The sequence below is a fragment of the Nonomuraea sp. B10E15 genome, assembly GCF_039871615.1.
Lineage (GTDB): Bacteria > Actinomycetota > Actinomycetes > Streptosporangiales > Streptosporangiaceae > Nonomuraea.
In genome coordinates this window covers 158,369-176,036 of record NZ_JBDPMB010000022.1, presented here as the reverse complement: position 1 = coordinate 176,036, position 17,668 = coordinate 158,369, and the positions used below count along the sequence as shown (strand labels likewise).

General features: G+C 73.0%; 22 protein-coding genes. 19 read left to right on the top strand and 3 right to left on the bottom strand.

Features of this window, described 5'->3' with window-relative positions:
* Positions 1-34 precede the first annotated feature (34 nt).
* Both ABGB14_RS40360 and ABGB14_RS40355 read right to left on the bottom strand, forming a co-directional pair.
* The gene (locus ABGB14_RS40360) at positions 35-520 is read right to left on the bottom strand and encodes a hypothetical protein (RefSeq protein WP_347649141.1); all 486 of its coding nucleotides are present in this window, start codon (positions 518-520) and stop codon (positions 35-37) included.
* 22 nt (positions 521-542) lie between these two features.
* Positions 543-1,568, bottom strand: a complete 1,026-nt coding sequence (locus tag ABGB14_RS40355; RefSeq protein WP_347649140.1) for an LLM class flavin-dependent oxidoreductase — start codon at positions 1,566-1,568, stop codon at positions 543-545.
* Between the two features lie 180 nt (positions 1,569-1,748).
* Here ABGB14_RS40355 and ABGB14_RS40350 point away from each other — a divergent pair, with 180 nt between their 5' ends.
* The 3 genes from ABGB14_RS40350 to ABGB14_RS40340 are packed head-to-tail and all read left to right on the top strand — an operon-like array spanning position 1,749 to position 5,369.
* Positions 1,749-3,344, top strand: coding sequence for an FAD-dependent monooxygenase (locus ABGB14_RS40350; protein ID WP_347649139.1), 1,596 nt, complete (start codon positions 1,749-1,751; stop codon positions 3,342-3,344).
* 13 nt (positions 3,345-3,357) lie between these two features.
* The gene (locus tag ABGB14_RS40345) at positions 3,358-4,197 is read left to right on the top strand and encodes an LLM class flavin-dependent oxidoreductase (protein WP_347649138.1); all 840 of its coding nucleotides are present in this window, start codon (positions 3,358-3,360) and stop codon (positions 4,195-4,197) included.
* Between the two features lie 14 nt (positions 4,198-4,211).
* The gene (locus tag ABGB14_RS40340) at positions 4,212-5,369 is read left to right on the top strand and encodes a nucleotide disphospho-sugar-binding domain-containing protein (RefSeq protein WP_347649137.1); all 1,158 of its coding nucleotides are present in this window, start codon (positions 4,212-4,214) and stop codon (positions 5,367-5,369) included.
* A gap of 197 nt (positions 5,370-5,566) precedes the next feature.
* Here the strand turns inward: ABGB14_RS40340 and ABGB14_RS40335 are convergent, their stop codons facing one another.
* Positions 5,567-6,328 (bottom strand): SDR family oxidoreductase, encoded by a 762-nt coding sequence (locus ABGB14_RS40335; RefSeq protein WP_347623815.1) that lies wholly within the window; start codon positions 6,326-6,328, stop codon positions 5,567-5,569.
* Between the two features lie 232 nt (positions 6,329-6,560).
* On the opposite strand from ABGB14_RS40335, the gene ABGB14_RS40330 reads away from it, so the two are divergent.
* From ABGB14_RS40330 to ABGB14_RS40255, 16 genes are all read left to right on the top strand, one after another.
* Positions 6,561-7,583 (top strand): methyltransferase, encoded by a 1,023-nt coding sequence (locus ABGB14_RS40330; protein WP_347649136.1) that lies wholly within the window; start codon positions 6,561-6,563, stop codon positions 7,581-7,583.
* Positions 7,584-7,611: 28 nt separating this feature from the next.
* On the top strand, positions 7,612-8,616 hold the full coding sequence (locus ABGB14_RS40325) for a methyltransferase (protein WP_347649135.1): 1,005 nt from the start codon (positions 7,612-7,614) through the stop codon (positions 8,614-8,616).
* Positions 8,617-8,625: 9 nt separating this feature from the next.
* Positions 8,626-8,949: a TcmI family type II polyketide cyclase gene (locus tag ABGB14_RS40320; protein ID WP_347649134.1), complete on the top strand. Its 324-nt coding sequence runs from the start codon at positions 8,626-8,628 to the stop codon at positions 8,947-8,949.
* Positions 8,946-9,350: a cupin domain-containing protein gene (locus tag ABGB14_RS40315; RefSeq protein WP_347649133.1), complete on the top strand. Its 405-nt coding sequence runs from the start codon at positions 8,946-8,948 to the stop codon at positions 9,348-9,350. The genes ABGB14_RS40320 and ABGB14_RS40315 overlap by 4 nt, the downstream gene beginning before the upstream one ends.
* On the top strand, positions 9,350-10,609 hold the full coding sequence (locus ABGB14_RS40310; RefSeq protein ID WP_347649132.1) for a beta-ketoacyl-[acyl-carrier-protein] synthase family protein: 1,260 nt from the start codon (positions 9,350-9,352) through the stop codon (positions 10,607-10,609). Before ABGB14_RS40315 ends, ABGB14_RS40310 begins: the two co-directional genes overlap by 1 nt.
* Positions 10,606-11,781, top strand: coding sequence for a ketosynthase chain-length factor (locus ABGB14_RS40305; RefSeq protein ID WP_347649131.1), 1,176 nt, complete (start codon positions 10,606-10,608; stop codon positions 11,779-11,781). Before ABGB14_RS40310 ends, ABGB14_RS40305 begins: the two co-directional genes overlap by 4 nt.
* 10 nt (positions 11,782-11,791) lie before the next feature.
* Positions 11,792-12,250 (top strand): SRPBCC family protein, encoded by a 459-nt coding sequence (locus ABGB14_RS40300; RefSeq protein ID WP_347649130.1) that lies wholly within the window; start codon positions 11,792-11,794, stop codon positions 12,248-12,250.
* Complete coding sequence (locus ABGB14_RS40295; RefSeq protein ID WP_347649129.1) at positions 12,247-12,708, top strand: DUF1772 domain-containing protein; 462 nt, start codon at positions 12,247-12,249, stop codon at positions 12,706-12,708. The genes ABGB14_RS40300 and ABGB14_RS40295 overlap by 4 nt, the downstream gene beginning before the upstream one ends.
* Before the next feature lie 13 nt (positions 12,709-12,721).
* Positions 12,722-13,447 carry a 3-oxoacyl-ACP reductase family protein gene (locus tag ABGB14_RS40290; protein ID WP_347649128.1) on the top strand — a complete coding sequence of 242 codons (726 nt, stop codon included), beginning with the start codon at positions 12,722-12,724 and terminating at the stop codon, positions 13,445-13,447.
* 2 nt (positions 13,448-13,449) lie between these two features.
* On the top strand, positions 13,450-13,761 hold the full coding sequence (locus tag ABGB14_RS40285; RefSeq protein ID WP_347623824.1) for an antibiotic biosynthesis monooxygenase family protein: 312 nt from the start codon (positions 13,450-13,452) through the stop codon (positions 13,759-13,761).
* Positions 13,758-14,084: an antibiotic biosynthesis monooxygenase gene (locus ABGB14_RS40280; RefSeq protein WP_347649127.1), complete on the top strand. Its 327-nt coding sequence runs from the start codon at positions 13,758-13,760 to the stop codon at positions 14,082-14,084. Before ABGB14_RS40285 ends, ABGB14_RS40280 begins: the two co-directional genes overlap by 4 nt.
* Complete coding sequence (locus ABGB14_RS40275) at positions 14,081-14,791, top strand: SDR family NAD(P)-dependent oxidoreductase (RefSeq protein WP_347649126.1); 711 nt, start codon at positions 14,081-14,083, stop codon at positions 14,789-14,791. Before ABGB14_RS40280 ends, ABGB14_RS40275 begins: the two co-directional genes overlap by 4 nt.
* Positions 14,791-15,174 carry a SchA/CurD-like domain-containing protein gene (locus ABGB14_RS40270; protein ID WP_347649125.1) on the top strand — a complete coding sequence of 128 codons (384 nt, stop codon included), beginning with the start codon at positions 14,791-14,793 and terminating at the stop codon, positions 15,172-15,174. The genes ABGB14_RS40275 and ABGB14_RS40270 overlap by 1 nt, the downstream gene beginning before the upstream one ends.
* Entirely contained in the window at positions 15,171-16,031 is an 861-nt protein-coding gene (locus tag ABGB14_RS40265; RefSeq protein ID WP_347649124.1) for an NAD(P)-dependent oxidoreductase, read from the top strand. Before ABGB14_RS40270 ends, ABGB14_RS40265 begins: the two co-directional genes overlap by 4 nt.
* A 6-nt stretch (positions 16,032-16,037) precedes the next feature.
* Entirely contained in the window at positions 16,038-16,976 is a 939-nt protein-coding gene (rfbB, locus tag ABGB14_RS40260; protein WP_347649123.1) for a dTDP-glucose 4,6-dehydratase, read from the top strand.
* Between the two features lie 86 nt (positions 16,977-17,062).
* The gene (locus ABGB14_RS40255) at positions 17,063-17,662 is read left to right on the top strand and encodes an NAD(P)H-binding protein (protein WP_347649122.1); all 600 of its coding nucleotides are present in this window, start codon (positions 17,063-17,065) and stop codon (positions 17,660-17,662) included.
* The last annotated feature ends 6 nt before the right edge of the window (positions 17,663-17,668 follow it).

Sequence of the window (17,668 nt, the reverse complement as noted above, 5' to 3'; positions counted from 1 at the left end):
CCACGCGATCGCGTGGCGCCGCCCCCGGTTGCCGTCACGGTGACTGGAGGCTGTAGCGCTCGCCCTCGACCTGGGTCTCGAACACGCCCTGGACGTTGCCGTCGGCGTCGAGGGACGTTCCCGTCCCCGTCGTGGTGAACGTGCCGTCCGCGTCCACCTGCCCCTCCTGGACGCCGCGCAGTTCGAAGTCGAAGGTGTCGTCGGCCTTGAACGCGTAGTGCCTGAAGGCGTAGCGGAAACCGTCGGCGGTGGGCTGCCAGCTGCCGAACCCGGTCCGCTTGCCGACGGCGAGGCTGAAGCTGCCGTCCGGCCGCAGCGCGAACAGGCCGCGCTCCGTCTTCGTGCCGGACGCGAACGTGATCTCCACGGCCCACGTGCCGACCGGCGAGCGCCGCCACTCGGTGTCGCCGCTGGCCGAGCCGGCCAGGCCGGCCACCGAGCCGAGGGCCAGGGTGCCCGCCGCCGCCACCAGCGCCACGCGCCGGGCGATCCCGGGACGCTTGCCTGCCTTGTCTGACATGGTTCCTCCTTGTGTGCCGGTCCTATCTGCCGGGAGTGACCAGGCCGACGGCCTCCGCCGCGACCTGGAGGGATGTGCGCCGCGCCACCGGGTCGGAGCCGACGGGGGACAGGGCGATCGTGGTGACGCCGGCCCGCGCGTACGCGGCCACGCGCTCCGCCACCCGGTCCGGGGGTCCCAGCAGCGAGGTGCTGTCGACGAACTCGAACGGCACCGCCGCCGCCGCGCCCGCCGCGTCGCCGGCCCGCGCCCGGTCCTGGATCTCCACCGCCGCATCGCCGTGGCCGAGCCGCTCCAGCAGGCGGAAGTAGAAGTTGTCGGCGCGGTGCCCGAGGCTGACGAACCGCGCCACGTGGTGCCTGACGGGCAGCGCGGCGGCCTCCAGATCGTCGTCCACGGCGATCGACACCGAGGGGATGACCTCGAACGGCTCGCCGGCCAGGTCGCCGCGCAGCCGCCCGGCCTCCATGTGCCCGACCGCCTCGGCCACCCGCTCGGGCGAGCTGAAGACCCCGAACCAGCCGTCGGAGATCTCCCCGGCCAGCTCCAGCCCGCGCGGGCCGACGGCGGCCAGGTAGATCGGGATGCGCGGGCTGACCAGCGTGGCGTGCAGGCGGAAGCCGGTGCCCCGGCCGCCGCGCAGCGGCACCTGCAGGTGCTCGCCCTTGTGGTCGACCTGTCGGCCGTCGAGCGCGGCCCGCACGATGGAGACGTACTCGCGGGTCCTGGCCAGCGGGCGGCCGAACGGCGTGCCGTGCCAGCCTTCGGTGACGAACGCGTTGGAGACGCCCAGCCCGAGCCGGAACCGGCCGCCGGACAGGCCGTCCAGCGTCGCGGCCGTCATCACGGTCATGGCCGCGGTCCGCGCCGGGATCTGGAACACCCCGGAGGCCACGTGGATCCGCGTGGTCCTGGCCGCGAGGTATCCCAGCGCGCTGGCAGCGTCCGAACGGAATCCCTCCGGTACGAACGCCACCTCGAACCCGAGCCGTTCCGCCTCCATGACGAGGTCGGCGTCGTTCAGAGGGACGTTGATCCCCAGTCGCATGGTGTGCCCCGCTCTCTCGGATCAGATCGTCGCGAGGCCATCGTGGAAGGCCGCGTTCGAGCCGCGCTGGATCCGGGGCGGACGAGGGCTGGAGCGGAACTCGACCGGGCGTCCAGCGCCGCGCGACGCCGGTTCTGCTCCCTGGTAGGTGTGCCGATGACCGAAGGGATGAGGCCAGCCATGCCACACGAAGACACCGAGGTGCTGATCGCCGGCGGCGCCGTCGTCGGCCTGACCACGGCCCTGTTCCTGGCCAGGGCGGGAGTGCGGGTGACGCTCGTCGAGCGCAAGCCCAGCACGCTGCGCCACCCCAGGGCGCGGGTGATCAACCCGCGCACCGTCGAGATCTTCCGGTCGGCCGGTCTGGAGGAGACGATCGTCGCCGCGCAGTCCCTGACCTCCGACCTGAGCACCAAGACGGTGATCAGGGCCAGGACGCTCAACGACGCCGAGCTGTTCTCCATGCCGATGCGCAACGAGGCGCCGGGGCTCAGCGCGGCCACGCCGTGCGACTGGTGCTCCATCGACCAGAACAGGCTGGAGGAGATCGTCGCCGACCACGCCGTGAAGCTGGGCGCCGACGTGCGCTACTCCACCGAGCTGACGTCGTTCGACGACGACGGGGACGGGGTGACGGCGACCGTGCGCGACGCCGACACCGGCCGCGAGCGCCGGATCCGCGCGCGCTATCTCGTCGCCGCCGACGGCAGCCGCAGCTCCGTGCGGCAGCGGCTCGGCATCGGCGTGACCGGCCCCGGCGTGCTGCAGAACATCGTCAGCCTCGTCTTCAAGGCCGACCTCAGCGGCCCGCTGCGCGGCCGGGACCTCGGCCTGGGCTACTTCGACCAGCCCGAGCCCGGCACCCGCATGATGCCGATGGACGGCTCGCGCTGGGTGTTCGTCACCCCCTACGACCCCGCCGCCGGCAACGCCGACGACTTCGACGACGACCGGTGCGTGGCGGTCATCCGCGCCGCCGTGGGAGTGCCCGACCTGCGCGTCGACAACATCGAGGTGCAGATCGAGCGGACCGGCGCCAAGGTGCTCGGCTACGAGGTCGCCGCCCAGCTGGCCGAGCGCTACCGCCACGGACGGGTGTTCCTCGTCGGCGACGCCGCGCACGCCATGCCCCCGACCGGCGCGCTCGGCGCCGCCACCGGCGTGCAGGACGCCCACAACCTGGCGTGGAAGCTGGCCGCCGTCCTGGCCGGCGACGCGGGCCCCGGCCTCCTGGACACCTACGAGCGGGAGCGCCGCGCCGTCGCCGGGCACACCATCGACTACGCCATGAAGACGATGCGCGACCGCACCAGCACCGCCGACGGCGACGGGAAGGCCGTCAGCTACGCCGCGATCATCCTGGGCTACCGGTACGACTCCGCGGCCGTGCTCCCCGAGGAGACCGGCGGCCCGCCCGCGCTGGAGCCCGCCCTGCTCGGCGCGCCGGGCACCCGTGCCCCGCACTGCCCGATCGTCCGCGACGGCGTGCCGGTGTCCACGCTGGACCTGTTCGGCGAGGGAACGGTGCTCCTCACCGGCTCCGAGGGCGGCGGCTGGCACGAGGCGGCGGCCCGCGCCGGCCTGGACGCGCGGATGATCGGCGGCGCGGAACTGGCCGACCCGGAGGGCCGCTGGCCGCGCACGTACGGGGTGAGCCCGTCAGGCGCGGTGCTGGTCCGCCCCGACGGCTTCGTCGCCTGGCGCGCGCCCGTCCTCCCGGCCGACCCGGAGGCCGTGCTGCGCGCGGTGGCCGGCCGGATCCTCGACCGCGGCTGAGAGGCCCGTCACCATGGACATCGGACTCGCCCTGCCCACGACCGTGCCGGACCTGACCGGCGAGCGGCTCGTCGAGTGGGCCCGCAGGGCCGACCGGCTCGGGTTCAGCACGCTCGGCGCGCTCGACCGCATCGTGTACCGCAACTACGAGCCGCTGCTGGCCCTGGCGGCCGCCGCCGCCGTCACCGAACGGATCAAGCTCGCCACCACCATCCTCATCGCCGCCTGCCGCGACAGCGCGCTGCTGGCCAAGCAGCTGGCCACGCTCGACCACCTGTCGGGCGGGCGCCTGGTGGTCGGCCTCGCCTCGGGCGACCGCGAGGACGACTTCGACGCGACGGGGACGCCGTTCGCCGGCCGGGGCAAGCGCCTCGACACCGTCGTGCGCGAGCTGCGCGACGCCTGGTCGGAGCCGGGCCAGGGCCTGCGCCCCCGGCGCCGCCCGCCCCTGCTGGTCGGCGGCCACTCGGCGGCGGCCATGCGCCGCTCGGCGCGGGTGGGCGACGGGTGGATCGGCGGCGGCAGCTCGGTCTCCCGCTACGCCGACCTGGCCGCCGCGGTGCGCGCGGAATGGCGGCGGCAGGGGAGGGCGCAGGCGCCCAGGCTGCTGGCGCTGTCCTACGTCGCGCTCGGCCCGGGCGGGCGCGAGCACGCCGAACGTTATCTGCGCTCCTACTACGCCTTCATCGGCGACAAGGCGGCGCTGGTGGTCTCCGGCGCGGCCACGGACCCGGAGCGGCTGCGCGAGCTGGCCCGCGGCTACGCCGAGGCCGGCTGCGACGAGCTGATCCTGCTGCCGTGCACGGCAGACCCCGGACAGGTTGATCTGATCGCCGATGCGGTCCTGAGCTGAGAGCTGGTGGAACGGTGCGGGTGTTGTTCACGGCCTGGGCGTGGCCGTCCCATCTGTACGCCATGGTGCCCCTCGCCTGGGCGGCCCGCGCGGCCGGGCACGACGTGCTGGTGGCCTGCCAGCCGTCGCTGACGGCCGCCGCGCGGCGGACCGGGCTGCCGTACGCCGTGGTCGGCTCCGACGTGGACTCGGTGGACCTGGTCCGCGGGTACGCGCTGCCGACCCGGCGCTTCGGCACCCCGCCCGTGCCCCCGGGACCCCTGACGAACGGGCGCGCCCCCCGCGCGCTGCGCATGTTCCAGGCCAACGCCGAGGCCATGGTCGACGACCTGGTACGCCTGGCCGGGGAATGGCGGGCCGGCCTGGTCGTGCACGATCCGACGGCCTGGGCGGCCCCGGTCGCGGCGGCGGCGGCCGGAGTGCCGGCCGTGCGCCACCTGTACGGGGCCGACCTCGTCCATCGCGCCCGCCGGTTCCTGCCGGAGCTGCTGGCGCCGATGGCGGAGCGGCACGGCCTGGACGACCTGGATCCGCTCGGGGCGGCCACGATCGACCCGTTCCCCGCCGGCGTGCAGGTGGAGGTGGACTACCGGCCGACGCCCATCAGGTACGTCCCGTACAACGGGGCCGGCGCGGACCCCCGCCTCGGCCCGGCGGACAGGCCCAGGATCTGCGTGACGTGGGGCACGACCATGGCCCGCGTGGACGCGCGCCGCTTCCTGGCCAGGGACGCCGTCAGCGCGCTGGCGGGGCCGGAGGCCGAGGTCGTCGCCGCCGTGACCGCCGAGCAGCGCCCGCTGCTCGGCGCCCTTCCCGAGGGCGTGCGGGTCGTCGAGGACGCGCCGCTGCACGCCGTACTGCCGTCATGCGACCTGCTGGTGGCGCACGGCGGCGCCGGCAGCTCGCTGACCGGCCTGGCCGCCGGCCTGCCGCAGCTGCTGGTGCCGCAGCTGCCCGACCATGAGGCGCACGCCACCCGCCTGGTGCGTGCCGGGGCGGCCGAACTGCTGCCGCCCGACGACGCCGCTCCGGCCGAGCTGCGGGAGCGGGCGCTGCGCCTGCTGCACGACGAGCGGGCCAAGGAGGCCGCGGCCCGCCTGCGCGAGGAGATCGCCGCCCGCCCGGCCCCCTCCGCCGTCGTCCCGCAGCTGGAACGCATCGCCACAGCCTGACCGGCCGGTACGGCGCGCTGTGCCGGAAGGGGACGACCGCGGCCTGACCGGAGGCCGCGGTCGTCTCGTGTCCGGAGGGAATGGCCGCGAGCTGATCGAGGGTCGCGGTCCCTCGGGCCCGGAGGAACGGCGCAGGCCCTGCTGAGTGCGGAAAGCCGCCGCGGGGCCTCTCGGGCCCGCGGCGGCGCAGGGGCGGATCAGGTTCCGCCGGTGACCTCGACGATGGTGCCGGTGATGTTCCCGTTGGCCTCCGAGCCGAGGAACACGATGGCCCTGGCCACCTCCTCGGGCGTCGAGATGCGGCCCGTGGCGGCCGAGGCGGCCACCTTGCTCATCACCTGAGGGGGAAGAGCGCGCCGGGTGGTGTCGGTCGCCGTCGCCCCGGGCGACACCACCACGCTGAGGATCCCGCTCGTGCCCGCCTCGGCCGCCAGGGTGCGGCTGAAGGCGTTGAGGCCGGCCTTGCTGGCGATGAACGCCTCCTCCCCGGGGATGCCCGAGCGCACCGACGCCGCCGAGACGAAGACCAGCCGTCCCCAGCCGCGCGCCTTCATCGACGGCAACACCGCCTGCACCGTGTGGAAGGCGCCGTCGAGCTCCTCGCGGAGCTGGGTCTGCCACTCCGCGACCGGCACGTCCTCGAAGGCGCGGGGCGGCAGGTGCGGCCCCGACCAGGGTGAGGCGTTGGCGACCAGCACGTCCACGCCGCCGTGGGCGTCGATCACGCCGGCCACGGCGGTCCTGATGGAGTCCGCGTCGCCCAGGTCGTACTGCACGGCGATCGCGGTGCCGCCCGCCCGCTCGATCTCGGTCACGGTGCTCTGCGCACCGTCCTTGTTGACGCGGTACGTGAGGGCCACCCTGGCCCCTTCCGCGGCGAACAGGCGTGCCGCGGCACGTCCGATGCCGCTGCTGGCGCCCGTGACGAGCACGCTCTTTCCAGTGAGCCCCAGTTCCATCCGTCACTCCCTTTGATCGGCACGACGGGCGGAGCAGGCCCGCCGGGACGCCCATGCTGGCTCGCCGCGCTCGAGCATCACCTGAGCGGGGCCGGTCGGCGCCCGACCCGGCCCCCAGCGATCCGCGGGCCGCTGCTCAAGCGGTGCTGGAGCGATCCTTGAGCCCTCGCCGCCAGCCTCTGCAGTCGGCGGGTCTCGAGGACCCGGCCGCCGGATGACCCGGAGGTATCACATGGCAATGGCGGTCATGCGCGACGAAGCGGCCGCGAAGGTGTTCGAGCTCTCGACGGGCGTGCACGCCAGCGCGGTGGTGCGCGCGGCGGTCCAGCTCGGCCTGGCCGACGCGGTGGACGGCGAGCCCGTCACCCTGGAGGAGCTCGCCTCGGCCGCGGGCGCGCGGCGGGACACGCTCGAACGTTTCATGCGGCTGCTCACCGCGTACGGCATCTTCGCCGAGGCGGAGGGCCGCTACGAGCACACCCCCCTGTCCCGGGCGCTGCGCTCGGACGCGCCCGGCGGCCCCGCGGGGATCATCCGCCTGGGCGGCGACTGGAACTGGATCCTGTGGGGACTGCTCGCCCACTCGGTCAGAACGGGCGAAGCCGCCTTCCAGGCGCACTACGGCCAGGACATCTTCGCTTACTTCGACCAGAACAGGCAGGCAGGCGAGGCGTTCCAGCACGGCCTGTCGGTCGTGGCGCAGCGGGAGGACCCGCTGGTCGCCGAGGCGCTGCCGGTCAAGGACGGCGAGTGCGTGGTCGAGCTGGCGGGAGGCAAGGGCAACCTGCTGCGCGCGGTGCTGGAACGCCACCCCGGCGTCACCGGCGTGCTCGTCGAGACCGAGCAGGCGCTGGACACCGTCGACCCGGCGCTGCGCGAGGGCCCGCTGGCCTCCCGCTTCCGCGCCTTCCCCGGCGACTGCCAGACGGCCGTCCCCGGTGGCGGCGACGTCTATCTCATCAAGCAGACCCTGCACATGTGGGACGACGAGACGTGCCTGCGCGTTCTGCGGAACTGCCGGCGCGCCGCGCCGCCCGGCGCCCGCGTGATCGTCGTCGAGCAGCTCCTCGCGAGCGGCCCCGCCGAGCGGCGGGCCCGGCTGATGGATCTGCACATGCTCCTGGTCGCGGGCGGCAAGGAGCGCACCGAGAAGGAGTTCGCCGAGCTGTTCGACCGTGCCGGCCTCGGCTTCGGCGGCGTTCGCGGGGAGGCGGGCGACCTGCGGCTGATCGAGGCCGTGACGCCCGACGCCTGACCCGATCATCACTCAGAAGGGAGCCCCCGTGGCAACGGACGCATCGATCAGCACCCCGGCCGACATCTTCCGGATCGGCAGCATGTACGCGATGTCCAAGGTCGTGCTCACCGCAGTGGAGCTCGACCTGTTCACCGCGCTCGACGACGTCGAGGCCACCGCGGAGGAGGTGTGCGAGCGCCTCGGCCTGCACCCCCGCGCCACCCGCCAGTGGCTGGACACCCTCGTCGTCACCGGCCTGCTCCAGCGCGAGAACGGCAGGTACGGCAACAGCCCGGCCGCCTCCCGCTTCCTGGTCCGCGGCGCGCCCGCCTACGTCGGCGGTTTCCTGTCGCGTTCCGGCGAGATGCTCTACCCCGCGTGGGGAAGCTTCACCGACACGCTGCGCACCGGCCGGCCGCAGGCCAACGACGGCGACTTCCGGGAGCTGGTCGGCAACCCCGCGTTCCTGGACCGTTTCCTGACCATGATGGACTCGCTCAGCGGGCACCTCGGCCCCGAGCTGGCCAAGGCCTACGACTGGACCGCGCACGACTCCGTCGCCGACATCGGCGGCGCCCGCGGCAACCTGATCTCCCACCTGGTCAGGGCGCACGTCCACCTCAAGGGCATGGTGTTCGACCTGCCGGAGATGGAGCCCAGGTTCGACGCGCACCTGGCCGGGCTCGGGCTGGCCGGGCGGGCCTCGTTCGTGCCCGGCGACTTCTTCAACGACCCGTTGCCGCAGGCCGACGTGCTGATCATGGGGCACGTGCTGCACGACTGGTCGGAGGAGGAGCGCCGGATGCTGGTCGGCAAGGCCTACCAGGCGCTGGCTCCCGGCGGGGTGCTGCTCGTCTACGACCGCATGATCGAGGAGGAGCCGGCCGACGCCGACAACCTCCTGGTCAGCCTGCACATGATCCTCACCACGACCGACGGGTCGGAGTACACCCAGGGCGAGTGCCTGGCGTGGATGCGCGAGGCGGGATTCCAGCAGACCTCCGTCCAGCCGCTCGGCCCCACCGACACCCTCGCCATCGCGATCAAGTAGGAGATCACCTTGCCGCACAGAACGCTCATCGTCGCGCACATGGAGGCCTCGCACGCCGACGCCATCGCGGGCATCTTCGCCGACTCCGACGCCACGGATCTGCCGCACCTGATCGGCGTGTCCCGCAGGACCCTCTTCCGCTTCCACGACCTGTACTTCCACCTGGTCGAGGCCGACCAGGACATCAAGCCCGACCTGGACAAGGCGCGCCGTCACCCGCTCTACGTGGACGTCAGCCAGAGGTTGTCGGAGCACGTCAGCCCGTACGACCCGAACTGGCGCGAGCCGAAGGACGCCATGGCCATCCCCTTCTACACCTGGGAGAGCTCGTGACCGACAAGCAGGCCGGACCCCGCATCGTCCACATCGACGACGTCGAGCCCAACCGCCGCCGCGGCGGCGACCTGCGGGTGCTGCTCAGCCCCAAGACCGTGGGCTCGACCACGGGCTTCATGGGTGTGACGCTGCTCAAGCCGGGCGAGTCCGTCGCCGAGCACTACCACCCCTACTCCGACGAGTACATGTTCGTCGCCCGCGGCACGATCGTCGCGAGGCTGGACGGCGATGACGTCAAGATGAGCGCCGACCAGAGCGTCATGGTGCCGAAGTTCACCCGGCACCGCGTCGAGAACACCGGCACGGAGGACGCGCTCATCGTCTTCCACCTGTGCCCGCTGGCGCCCCGCCCCGAGCTGGGTCACGTCGACACAGAAGAACGAGCGGGAGAGGCCTGATGTCGTCCGCCCGCGTCGTGGTCACCGGGATCGGCGTCGTCGCTCCCGGTGACCCGGGCACCAAGGCCTTCTGGGAGATGCTCACGGCGGGCCGCACGGCGACGCGTACCATCACCTTCTTCGACCCGTCGGGCTTCCGCTCCCGGATGGCCGCCGAGTGCGACTTCGACCCGGTGTCGGAGGGCCTGTCGGCTCAGGAGGTCCGCAGGATGGACCGGGCCGCGCAACTCGGCGTGGTCGCGGCCAGGGAGGCGTGGGCCGACAGCGGCCTGGGCCAGGACGTCGCGCCCGAGCGGGTGAGCGTCAGCCTGGGCAGCGCCGTGGGCAGCACGATGAGCCTGGAGGAGGAGTACGTCGTCCTGAGCGACGGCGGCAGGCGCTGGCTGGTGGACGACGCGTACGGCGTGCCGCACCTGTACGGGTTCATGGCGCCCAGCACCCTGGCCGCCGAGGTGGCGTGGAGTTGCGGGGCCGAGGGGCAGGTCGGGTTGATCTCGACCGGCTGCACGTCGGGCCTGGACGCCATCGGCCTCGGCGCCCGTCTCATCCGGCAGGGCACGGCCGACGTGGTGGTGGCCGGCGCGACCGACGCGCCGATCTCGCCGATCACCTCGGCCTGCTTCGACGCCATCAAGGCCACCTCGCCCAACAACGACGACCCCGAGCACGCCTCGCGCCCGTTCGACCTGCACAGGGACGGGTTCGTGCTGGGGGAGGGCGCGGCCGTCCTGGTGCTGGAGGAGCTGGAGTCGGCGCGCCGCCGCAGCGCGACGATCTACGGTGAGATCGCCGGGTACGCCTCCCGCAGCAACGCCTTCCACATGACCGGGCTCAAGCCGGACGGCAGGGAGATGGCCGAGGCCATCCGCGCCGCGCTGGACGGCGCCAGGCTCGATCCGTCGGACATCGACTACGTCAACGCCCACGGCTCGGGCACCAAGCAGAACGACCGGCACGAGAGCGCCGCCTTCAAGCGGGCTCTGGGGCCGCGCGCCTACGAGGTGCCGGTCAGCTCGCTGAAGTCGATGGTCGGGCATTCGCTCGGCGCGATCGGCGCGATCGAGGCGGCGGCCTGCCTGCTGGCGATGCGGGACAACGTGGTGCCGCCCACGGCCAACCTGCACACCCCCGACCCGGAGTGCGACCTCGACTACGTGCCGCTGACCGCCCGCGACCGGCGGGTGGACGCCGTCCTCAGCGTGGGCAGCGGGTTCGGCGGCTTCCAGACGGCGATGGTGCTGGGGCGGGGGGAACGATGAGCGCGGTGACCGGGATGGGGGTGGTGGCGCCCAACGGGGACCGCGCGGAGGACTACTGGCGCGCGGTCCTGGACGGCAGGTCCGGGCTCGGGCCGATCACGCATTTCGACGCCGGCGGCTACCCGGTGACGAGGGGCGGCGAGTCGTCGTTCACCGCCAAGGGCCGGGTGCCGGGCAGGCTCGTCGCCGAGACCGACCGGTTCACCCACATGGCGCTGGCGGCGGCCGAGATGGCACTGGCCGACGCCGAGGTGGACCCGGCCGGGCTGCCCGAGTACGAGATGGCGGTGACCACGGCCAGTTCCTCCGGCGGCACGGATTTCGGGCAGCGGGAGATCGAGAAGTTGTGGCGGAACGGGCCCCGGCACGTGGGCGCGTACCAGTCCATCGCCTGGTTCTACGCGGCCAGCACGGGCCAGATCGCGATCCGCCACAAGATGCGCGGCCCGTGCGGCGTCGTCTGCGCGGAGCAGGCCGGCGGGCTGGACGCGGTGGCCCACTCGTGCCGGTTGCTGCGCGACCAGGTGCGGCTGGCGCTGTCGGGTGGCACCGACGCGTCGTTGTGCCCGTACGGGCTGGTCGCGCAGCTCAGCAACCGCCGGCTCAGCCCGTCGGGGACGTTCCTGCCCTTCGACGCCCGCGCGGACGGCTACCTGCCGGGCGAGGGCGGGGCGATGTTCGTCATCGAGCCCACCGACACGAAAAAGACCACCTATGGCTATATAGCCGGTCACGCGGCGACGTTCGATCCGCCGCCGTGGACCGACCGGCCTCCAGGGTTGCGCCGCGCCATCGAGGCCGCCCTGGCCGACGCCGGCGTCCGGCCCGGCGACGTCGACGTCGTCTTCGCGGACGCCGCCGGGGTGCCCGAGCTGGACCGCCAGGAGGCCGAGGCGGTCACCGCGGTGTTCGGGCCGCTGGGTGTCCCGGTCACCGCGCCGAAGACCATGACCGGGCGCCTGTACGCGGGCGGCGCCGCGCTCGACCTGGCCACCGCGCTGCTGGCCCTGCGCGACCAGGTCATCCCGCCCACCGTCGGCATCTCGGAACCCGTCGAGAGACTCGGGCTCGACCTCGTCCGCGACACCCCCAGGCAGGCGCCGCTGCGCGCGGCACTGGTGCTGGCCAGGGGCTACGGCGGATTCAACTCGGCAATCGTCGTCAGAGCGTAAGGACAGGACCATGGCAGCACACACCGAGAACCAGATCGTCATCGCCGCGCCGATGGAGGTGGTCTGGAGCATGACCAACGACGTGGAGAACTGGCCGCGGCTGTTCAGCGAGTACGCCGCCGCAGAGATCCTCGAGCGCAAGGGCGACACCGTCCGCTTCCGGCTCACCATGCACCCCGACGCCGACGGCAACGCCTGGAGCTGGGTGTCCGAGCGGACCGCCGACCCGGTCAAGCGGACCGTGCGGGCCCACCGCGTGGAGACCGGCTGGTTCGACCACATGCACATCGCGTGGGACTACACCGAGGTGGACGGCGGCGTCCTGATGCGCTGGAGGCAGGACTTCCAGATGAAGCCGGGCGCGCCGCTGGACGACGCGGCGATGGCCGCCAGGATCAACGGCAACTCCGCCGTCCAGCTCGACCTGATCCGGCGCCGCGTGGAAGCCGCGGCGCAGACGGTGCGATGATCTCGCTGCTCATCCCGCTGTCCCTGGCCGGAGGCGGCCTGGCGGCGGGGGTCATGCTCTCGACCGTCATCGGCATCGAGCCGTACACCAAGGCCATGCCCTACGACGGGTACGTGCGCGCCATCAGCTTCCTGTGGCCGCGCTACGACCCGCTCATGCCCATCGTCAACGCCATCACCTTCCTGGCCAACGCCGCGCTCGCGGTGCTGGCCCCGTCCGCCGGCGCGCGCTCCCTCTACACCGCGGCGGCGGCGCTGCTGGCGCTCGTCATGGCCATCTCGGTCGTGAAGAACGTGCCGATCAACAAGTACGTGACGTCGCTGGACCCCGGCGACCCGCCGCCCGACTGGGCCGCGCGGGACCCCAGGACCCGGTGGCGTACCTGGAACCTCATCCGCACCGTGCTCGTCCTGGCCGCGCTCGCGGCCGCCGGCGCCGGCGCGGCCACCCTGATGTGACATCGGAGAAACCATGCGACTCAACGGCAGGAAGGCGCTGGTCACCGGCGGCGCCAGAGGAATCGGCCGGGCCATCGTGCTCGACCTGGCCAGGGCGGGCGCGAGCGTCGTCACCTGCACCCGGCAGGGCGGCGAGGCCGCGCGGACCCTGGAGAAGGAGCTGCGGGCGATCGGCGGCGAGCACCACGTCGCGACCGCCGACGTGACCGAGCAGCGGGACATCGACACCCTGGTCGGCGAGTGCGAGCGCCGATGGGGCCGGATCGACATCGTCGTCAACAACGCGGGCGCGATCAGCCATGTCCCGTTCGCCGAGCTGGACGCGGCGGAGTGGCACCGGGTCGTGGACACCGGGCTGACCGCCACCGCCATGGTCATCCAGCGGGCGCTGCCGCTGATGGGCCAGGGCGGCTCGATCGTCAACATCGGCTCGAAGGTGGCCACCGTCGGCATCCCGCTGCGCGCCCACTACACCGCGGCCAAGGCCGGACTCATCGGCCTGACCAGGTCGCTGACCAAGGAGCTCGGCGAGCGCGGCATCCGCGTCAACCTGGTCGCCCCCGGCCCCGTCGAGACGGAGGCGGGCGTGCCCGACGAGGTGCGCGAGCGTTACCGGCGCCTGATCGCGCTCGGCCGGATGGGCCGCCCCGAGGAGATCGCCACCGTGGTGACCTTCCTGGCCGGCGACCAGGCGGCGTTCATCAACGGCGAGACCATCAACGTGGACGGCGGGATCTAGCGATGACTTTTCGCGTGATGTTGCGCATGCAGATCAAACCGGGCGCGGAGCGCGAGTTCGAGGAGACCTGGCTGCGGGTCGGCACCGCGGTCACCGAGCACCCGGCCAACGAGGGCCAGTGGCTGTCGAAGAGCGCCGAGGAGGACGGCGTCTACTACATCGTCAGCGACTGGGTGGACGAGCCCCGCTTCCGGGAGTTCGAGACCAGCGAGCAGCACCTCCAGCACCGGGTCCGGCTGCACCCGTTCCGCTCGGGCGGCTCCATGGTCACGATGAACGTGGTCTACGCCATGGACCCCGTGGCCAGGACATGACCAGCCCGAGAGTGCGCGTGCTCGTCTACGCCAGGGCCTCGGGGGACTCCCACGCCGAGCTGGCCGAGGCCTACCACCAGGTCAGCCGCGAGCTGGCCGGCACGCCCGGCCTGCTCGGCAACGAGCTGCTGCGCTCGCTCACCCAGCCGGGCGGGTTCCTGGTGCTGAGCGAGTGGGACAGCCTGGAGTCCTTCCGCACGTGGGAGGCCGGCACCCGGCACCGGCAGACGACCGCGCCGCTGCGCTCCTTCCAGGACGGCTCGCACGGGCAGAGCTTCGCCCTGTACGCCGTCACCGCCGCCTACCCCGAGGAGCGATCATGACGTACGACGCCGCGCTCGCCGGCAAGCGGGTGCTGGTCACCGGCGGCTCGCGGGGCATCGGCGCGGCCACCGCCCGGGCGCTGGCCGCGGCCGGCGCCCGCGTCGTCGCCTGCCACCGGGGTGCGCCCGCCTCGCTCCCGTACGAGCTGGTCACCGCCGACGTCACCCGGGAGGAAGACGTGGCCGCGCTCGCCGGCGCCTGCGCCGAGCGCCTGGGCGGGCTCGACGTGCTGGTCAACAACGCCGGGGTGGACGGCGTCCGCCCCGTGGACAAGCTGGACCCCGGCGAGTGGCACGAGATCATGGACGCCAACCTGACCTCCGCCTACCTCGTCACCCGGCAGGCGCTGGGGCTGATGTCCGGCGGCGCCTCGATCGTCAACCTGTCCGCGTCCGTCGCGCTGCGCGGCCGGCCCGCCAGCGCGCACTACACCGCGTCCAAGGCCGCCCTCATCGGGCTCACCCGGTCGCTCGCCCGCGAGCTGGGGCCGCGCGGCGTCAGGGTGAACGCGGTCGCGCCCGGCGTCATAGACGCGGCCGGCCCCGGCGAGGGGCCGCCCCCGCATCTGCGCGAACGGCTGGCCGGCATGACAGCGCTGGGCCGGCTCGGCACCGCCGACGAGGTGGCGGCCGCCGTGCTGTTCCTGGCCGGAGACCAGTCCCGCTACATCACCGGAACCACGCTCAACGTCGATGGAGGAATGTGATGACGTACGCCGCGATCACCTACCGGGTCAAGCCGGGGCACGAGGACGAGATCGCCGAGATCTTCCGGAACTTCAGACGGGTGGACAGCTCCGAGCTCCACGACGAGCAGGGCAACGAGGTGGGCCGCCTGCTCGGCACCGCCGTGTTCATCAAGGACGACTTCATGGTCCGGATCATCCACTACGAGGGCACGCTGGAGGCCGTCTCGGCGAAGATGGCCCGCCACGGCGGCGTGCACGCGCTGGAGAAGCAGCTCGCCCCCTACCTGCTGAAGGAGCGCGACACCAGCTCGCCGGAGAAGTTCGGCACCTACTTCCGCGACGCCACGATGCGCTGCATCTCCCAGCTGTCCGCCGACACCAGGCCGGCGGAGGCGTCATGAGGCTCGCCGTCGTCGGGCTCGGCGCGATGGGCGCGGGCATGGCCCGGCGCCTGCTGGAGTCCGGCTTCCCGCTCACCGTGCACAACAGGACGGCCGCCAAGGCCGATCCGCTGCGGCAGGCCGGCGCCCGGTGGGCACCCCAGCCGCGGGACGCCGCCCGCGACAGCGACGTCGTCCTGCTCAGCCTCGCCGACGAGAGCGCCGTGGAGCAGACGCTGTTCGAGCGCATGGTGCCGGCGCTCAGGCCCGGCACGATCGTCGTCGACACGACCACCGTCTCGGCGGCCTACGCCGCCGAGGCGGCCGAGCGGCTGAGCGCCCACGGGGTGCGCCGGGTCGAGCTCTGCCTGATCGGCAACCCCGCCATGGCCGCGCAGGGCCAGCTGCGCCTGTTCGCCGCCGGGGACCAGCGCGACGTGGCCGAGGTCGAGCACGTCCTGACGGCCATCGGAGGTGAGCTGCGCTATCTGGGCCCGCCCGGCATGGCGTGCACGATGAAGCTGGCCTTCAACCTCCTGCTCGGCGTCCAGACCGTGGCCCTGGCCGAGGCGGTGGCCCTGGGCGTGCGAGCCGGCCTCGACCGCACCATGCTGATCAATGCGATCACCGGCAGCGCGTTCTGCTCACCGGCCCTGGCCTTCCGCGCCACCTTCATGCGCGACGGAACCTACGAGCCGGCCGCGTTCCGCGCCCGGCTCATGGCCAAGGACCTGCGGCTGGCCGTCGCGGACGCGGACGCGGGCGGGCTGGACCTCCCGGTGTGCTCGCGCGCGGTGGAACGGCTGGACGAGGTGGTCGCCGCGGGACGGGGCGACGAGGACAGCGCGGTGGTCGTGGAGACCGCCATGGCCTCGTGAACGCCCATGAGGATCCTCGTCACCGGCGGTGCCGGGTTCATCGGCTCCCACTTCGCCCGTACCACGGACGCGGAAACGATCACGGTGCTCGACCGGCTCACCTACGCCGCGGACCCGGCGAACCTGGATGGGGTCGCCTGCGACCTCGTCGAGGGCGACATCTGTGACGCCGGCCTGCTCGCCAAGCTCGTGCCCGGCCACGACCTGGTGGTCAACTTCGCGGCCGAGTCGCACGTGGACCGGTCGATCGAAGGGGCGGCGGAGTTCGTCCGCACCAACGTCCTCGGCGTCCAGACGCTCATGCGGGCCTGCCTCGACGCCGGGGTCCCGAAGGTGGTGCACGTGTCCACCGACGAGGTGTACGGCAGCATCGAGTCGGGCTCGTGGCGTGAGGACGCGCCGCTGCGCCCGCGCTCGCCGTACGCGGCGGCCAAGGCGGGCGGCGACCTGATCGCCCTTGCCGACGCGACGACCCACGGCCTGCCCGTGGTGATCACCAGGTGCGGCAACACCTACGGACCCCGCCAGTACCCCGAGAAGATCATTCCCCTGTTCGTCACGAACCTGCTCACCGGCCGCAGGCTCCCCCTCTACGGCGACGGGGGCAACGTCCGGGAGTGGATCCACGTGGACGACCACTGCCGGGCCGTCCGGCTCGTCGCCGAGCGCGGCGTGCCGGGCGAGGTCTATCACGTGGCGGGCAACACCCGGCTCACCAACATGGAGCTCACCGGGCGCCTGCTCGACGCCGTGGGCGCGGGCTGGGACGTGGTGGAACGGGTGACCGACAGGAAGGGGCACGACCGCCGCTACTCGCTGGACGGCGCCAAGCTGCGGGCGCTCGGCTACCGTCCGCGCGTCGGCTTCGACGAGGGCCTGGCTGAGACGGTGCGCTGGTACACCGACAACCCGTCCTGGTGGAAGGACAAGACCACGACCGCATAGACACGCGCCATTCCTCCTTCCGCAAGGCGTACGCGGGTTGACATGCGCTTTGCTTTAGTGCATTTTGCCATATAGAAGGAGGCTATATGAAGCTGTTGGTGATCGGTGCGACGGGTCGTACCGGAATGCATGTGCTGGAGCAGGGCGTCGCGCGCGGCCACGAGGTGACGGCGTTCACCCGCAAGCCGGAGCTCCTCGACGGGCGCGGCGACCTGCTCGCCGTCGTGCGAGGTGACGCCACCGACCCGTCGAGCGTGCGCGGGGCCATGGCCGGTCAGGACGCCGTCGTCGCGGCGGTCGGCGGGAGCGGCATCGCCCGCACGTTGATCGCGACGATGCGCGAGGCCGGCGTGCGCAGGGTGGTGATGACGAGCAGCCGTTCCGTCCCCGCCACCCGGCCCCGCCTCGCCGTCGGCATGGCCTGGATGATCTTCAGGAAGGCCTACGCGGACCTGGCGCGCGCCGAGGGCATGCTGGAGATCTCCGGCCTCGACTGGACGGTCGTCCGGGCCACCCGGCTGGTCGACAAGCCCGGCAAGGGGCGGGCGCACATCGACTTCGAGGCCGACGCCACCGGCGGCGAGGCGATGTTGTCGCGCGCCGACTACGCCATGGTGCTCCTCGACGCCGCCGAGGACGACACCATGATCGGAAAGATGCCGGGCGTCTGCGGCGCACGCGCCTGACGGACG

Coding starts and splice junctions, on each gene's coding strand:
- ABGB14_RS40360 (WP_347649141.1), bottom strand. CDS start 520: ATGTCAGACAAGGCAGGCAAGCGTCCCGGGATCGCCCGGCGCGTGGCG.
- ABGB14_RS40355 (WP_347649140.1), bottom strand. CDS start 1,568: ATGCGACTGGGGATCAACGTCCCTCTGAACGACGCCGACCTCGTCATG.
- ABGB14_RS40350 (WP_347649139.1), top strand. CDS start 1,749: ATGCCACACGAAGACACCGAGGTGCTGATCGCCGGCGGCGCCGTCGTC.
- ABGB14_RS40345 (WP_347649138.1), top strand. CDS start 3,358: ATGGACATCGGACTCGCCCTGCCCACGACCGTGCCGGACCTGACCGGC.
- ABGB14_RS40335 (WP_347623815.1), bottom strand. CDS start 6,328: ATGGAACTGGGGCTCACTGGAAAGAGCGTGCTCGTCACGGGCGCCAGC.
- ABGB14_RS40330 (WP_347649136.1), top strand. CDS start 6,561: ATGGCAATGGCGGTCATGCGCGACGAAGCGGCCGCGAAGGTGTTCGAG.
- ABGB14_RS40310 (WP_347649132.1), top strand. CDS start 9,350: ATGTCGTCCGCCCGCGTCGTGGTCACCGGGATCGGCGTCGTCGCTCCC.
- ABGB14_RS40305 (WP_347649131.1), top strand. CDS start 10,606: ATGAGCGCGGTGACCGGGATGGGGGTGGTGGCGCCCAACGGGGACCGC.
- ABGB14_RS40300 (WP_347649130.1), top strand. CDS start 11,792: ATGGCAGCACACACCGAGAACCAGATCGTCATCGCCGCGCCGATGGAG.
- ABGB14_RS40295 (WP_347649129.1), top strand. CDS start 12,247: ATGATCTCGCTGCTCATCCCGCTGTCCCTGGCCGGAGGCGGCCTGGCG.
- ABGB14_RS40290 (WP_347649128.1), top strand. CDS start 12,722: ATGCGACTCAACGGCAGGAAGGCGCTGGTCACCGGCGGCGCCAGAGGA.
- ABGB14_RS40285 (WP_347623824.1), top strand. CDS start 13,450: ATGACTTTTCGCGTGATGTTGCGCATGCAGATCAAACCGGGCGCGGAG.
- ABGB14_RS40280 (WP_347649127.1), top strand. CDS start 13,758: ATGACCAGCCCGAGAGTGCGCGTGCTCGTCTACGCCAGGGCCTCGGGG.
- ABGB14_RS40275 (WP_347649126.1), top strand. CDS start 14,081: ATGACGTACGACGCCGCGCTCGCCGGCAAGCGGGTGCTGGTCACCGGC.
- ABGB14_RS40270 (WP_347649125.1), top strand. CDS start 14,791: ATGACGTACGCCGCGATCACCTACCGGGTCAAGCCGGGGCACGAGGAC.
- ABGB14_RS40265 (WP_347649124.1), top strand. CDS start 15,171: ATGAGGCTCGCCGTCGTCGGGCTCGGCGCGATGGGCGCGGGCATGGCC.
- rfbB (WP_347649123.1), top strand. CDS start 16,038: ATGAGGATCCTCGTCACCGGCGGTGCCGGGTTCATCGGCTCCCACTTC.
- ABGB14_RS40255 (WP_347649122.1), top strand. CDS start 17,063: ATGAAGCTGTTGGTGATCGGTGCGACGGGTCGTACCGGAATGCATGTG.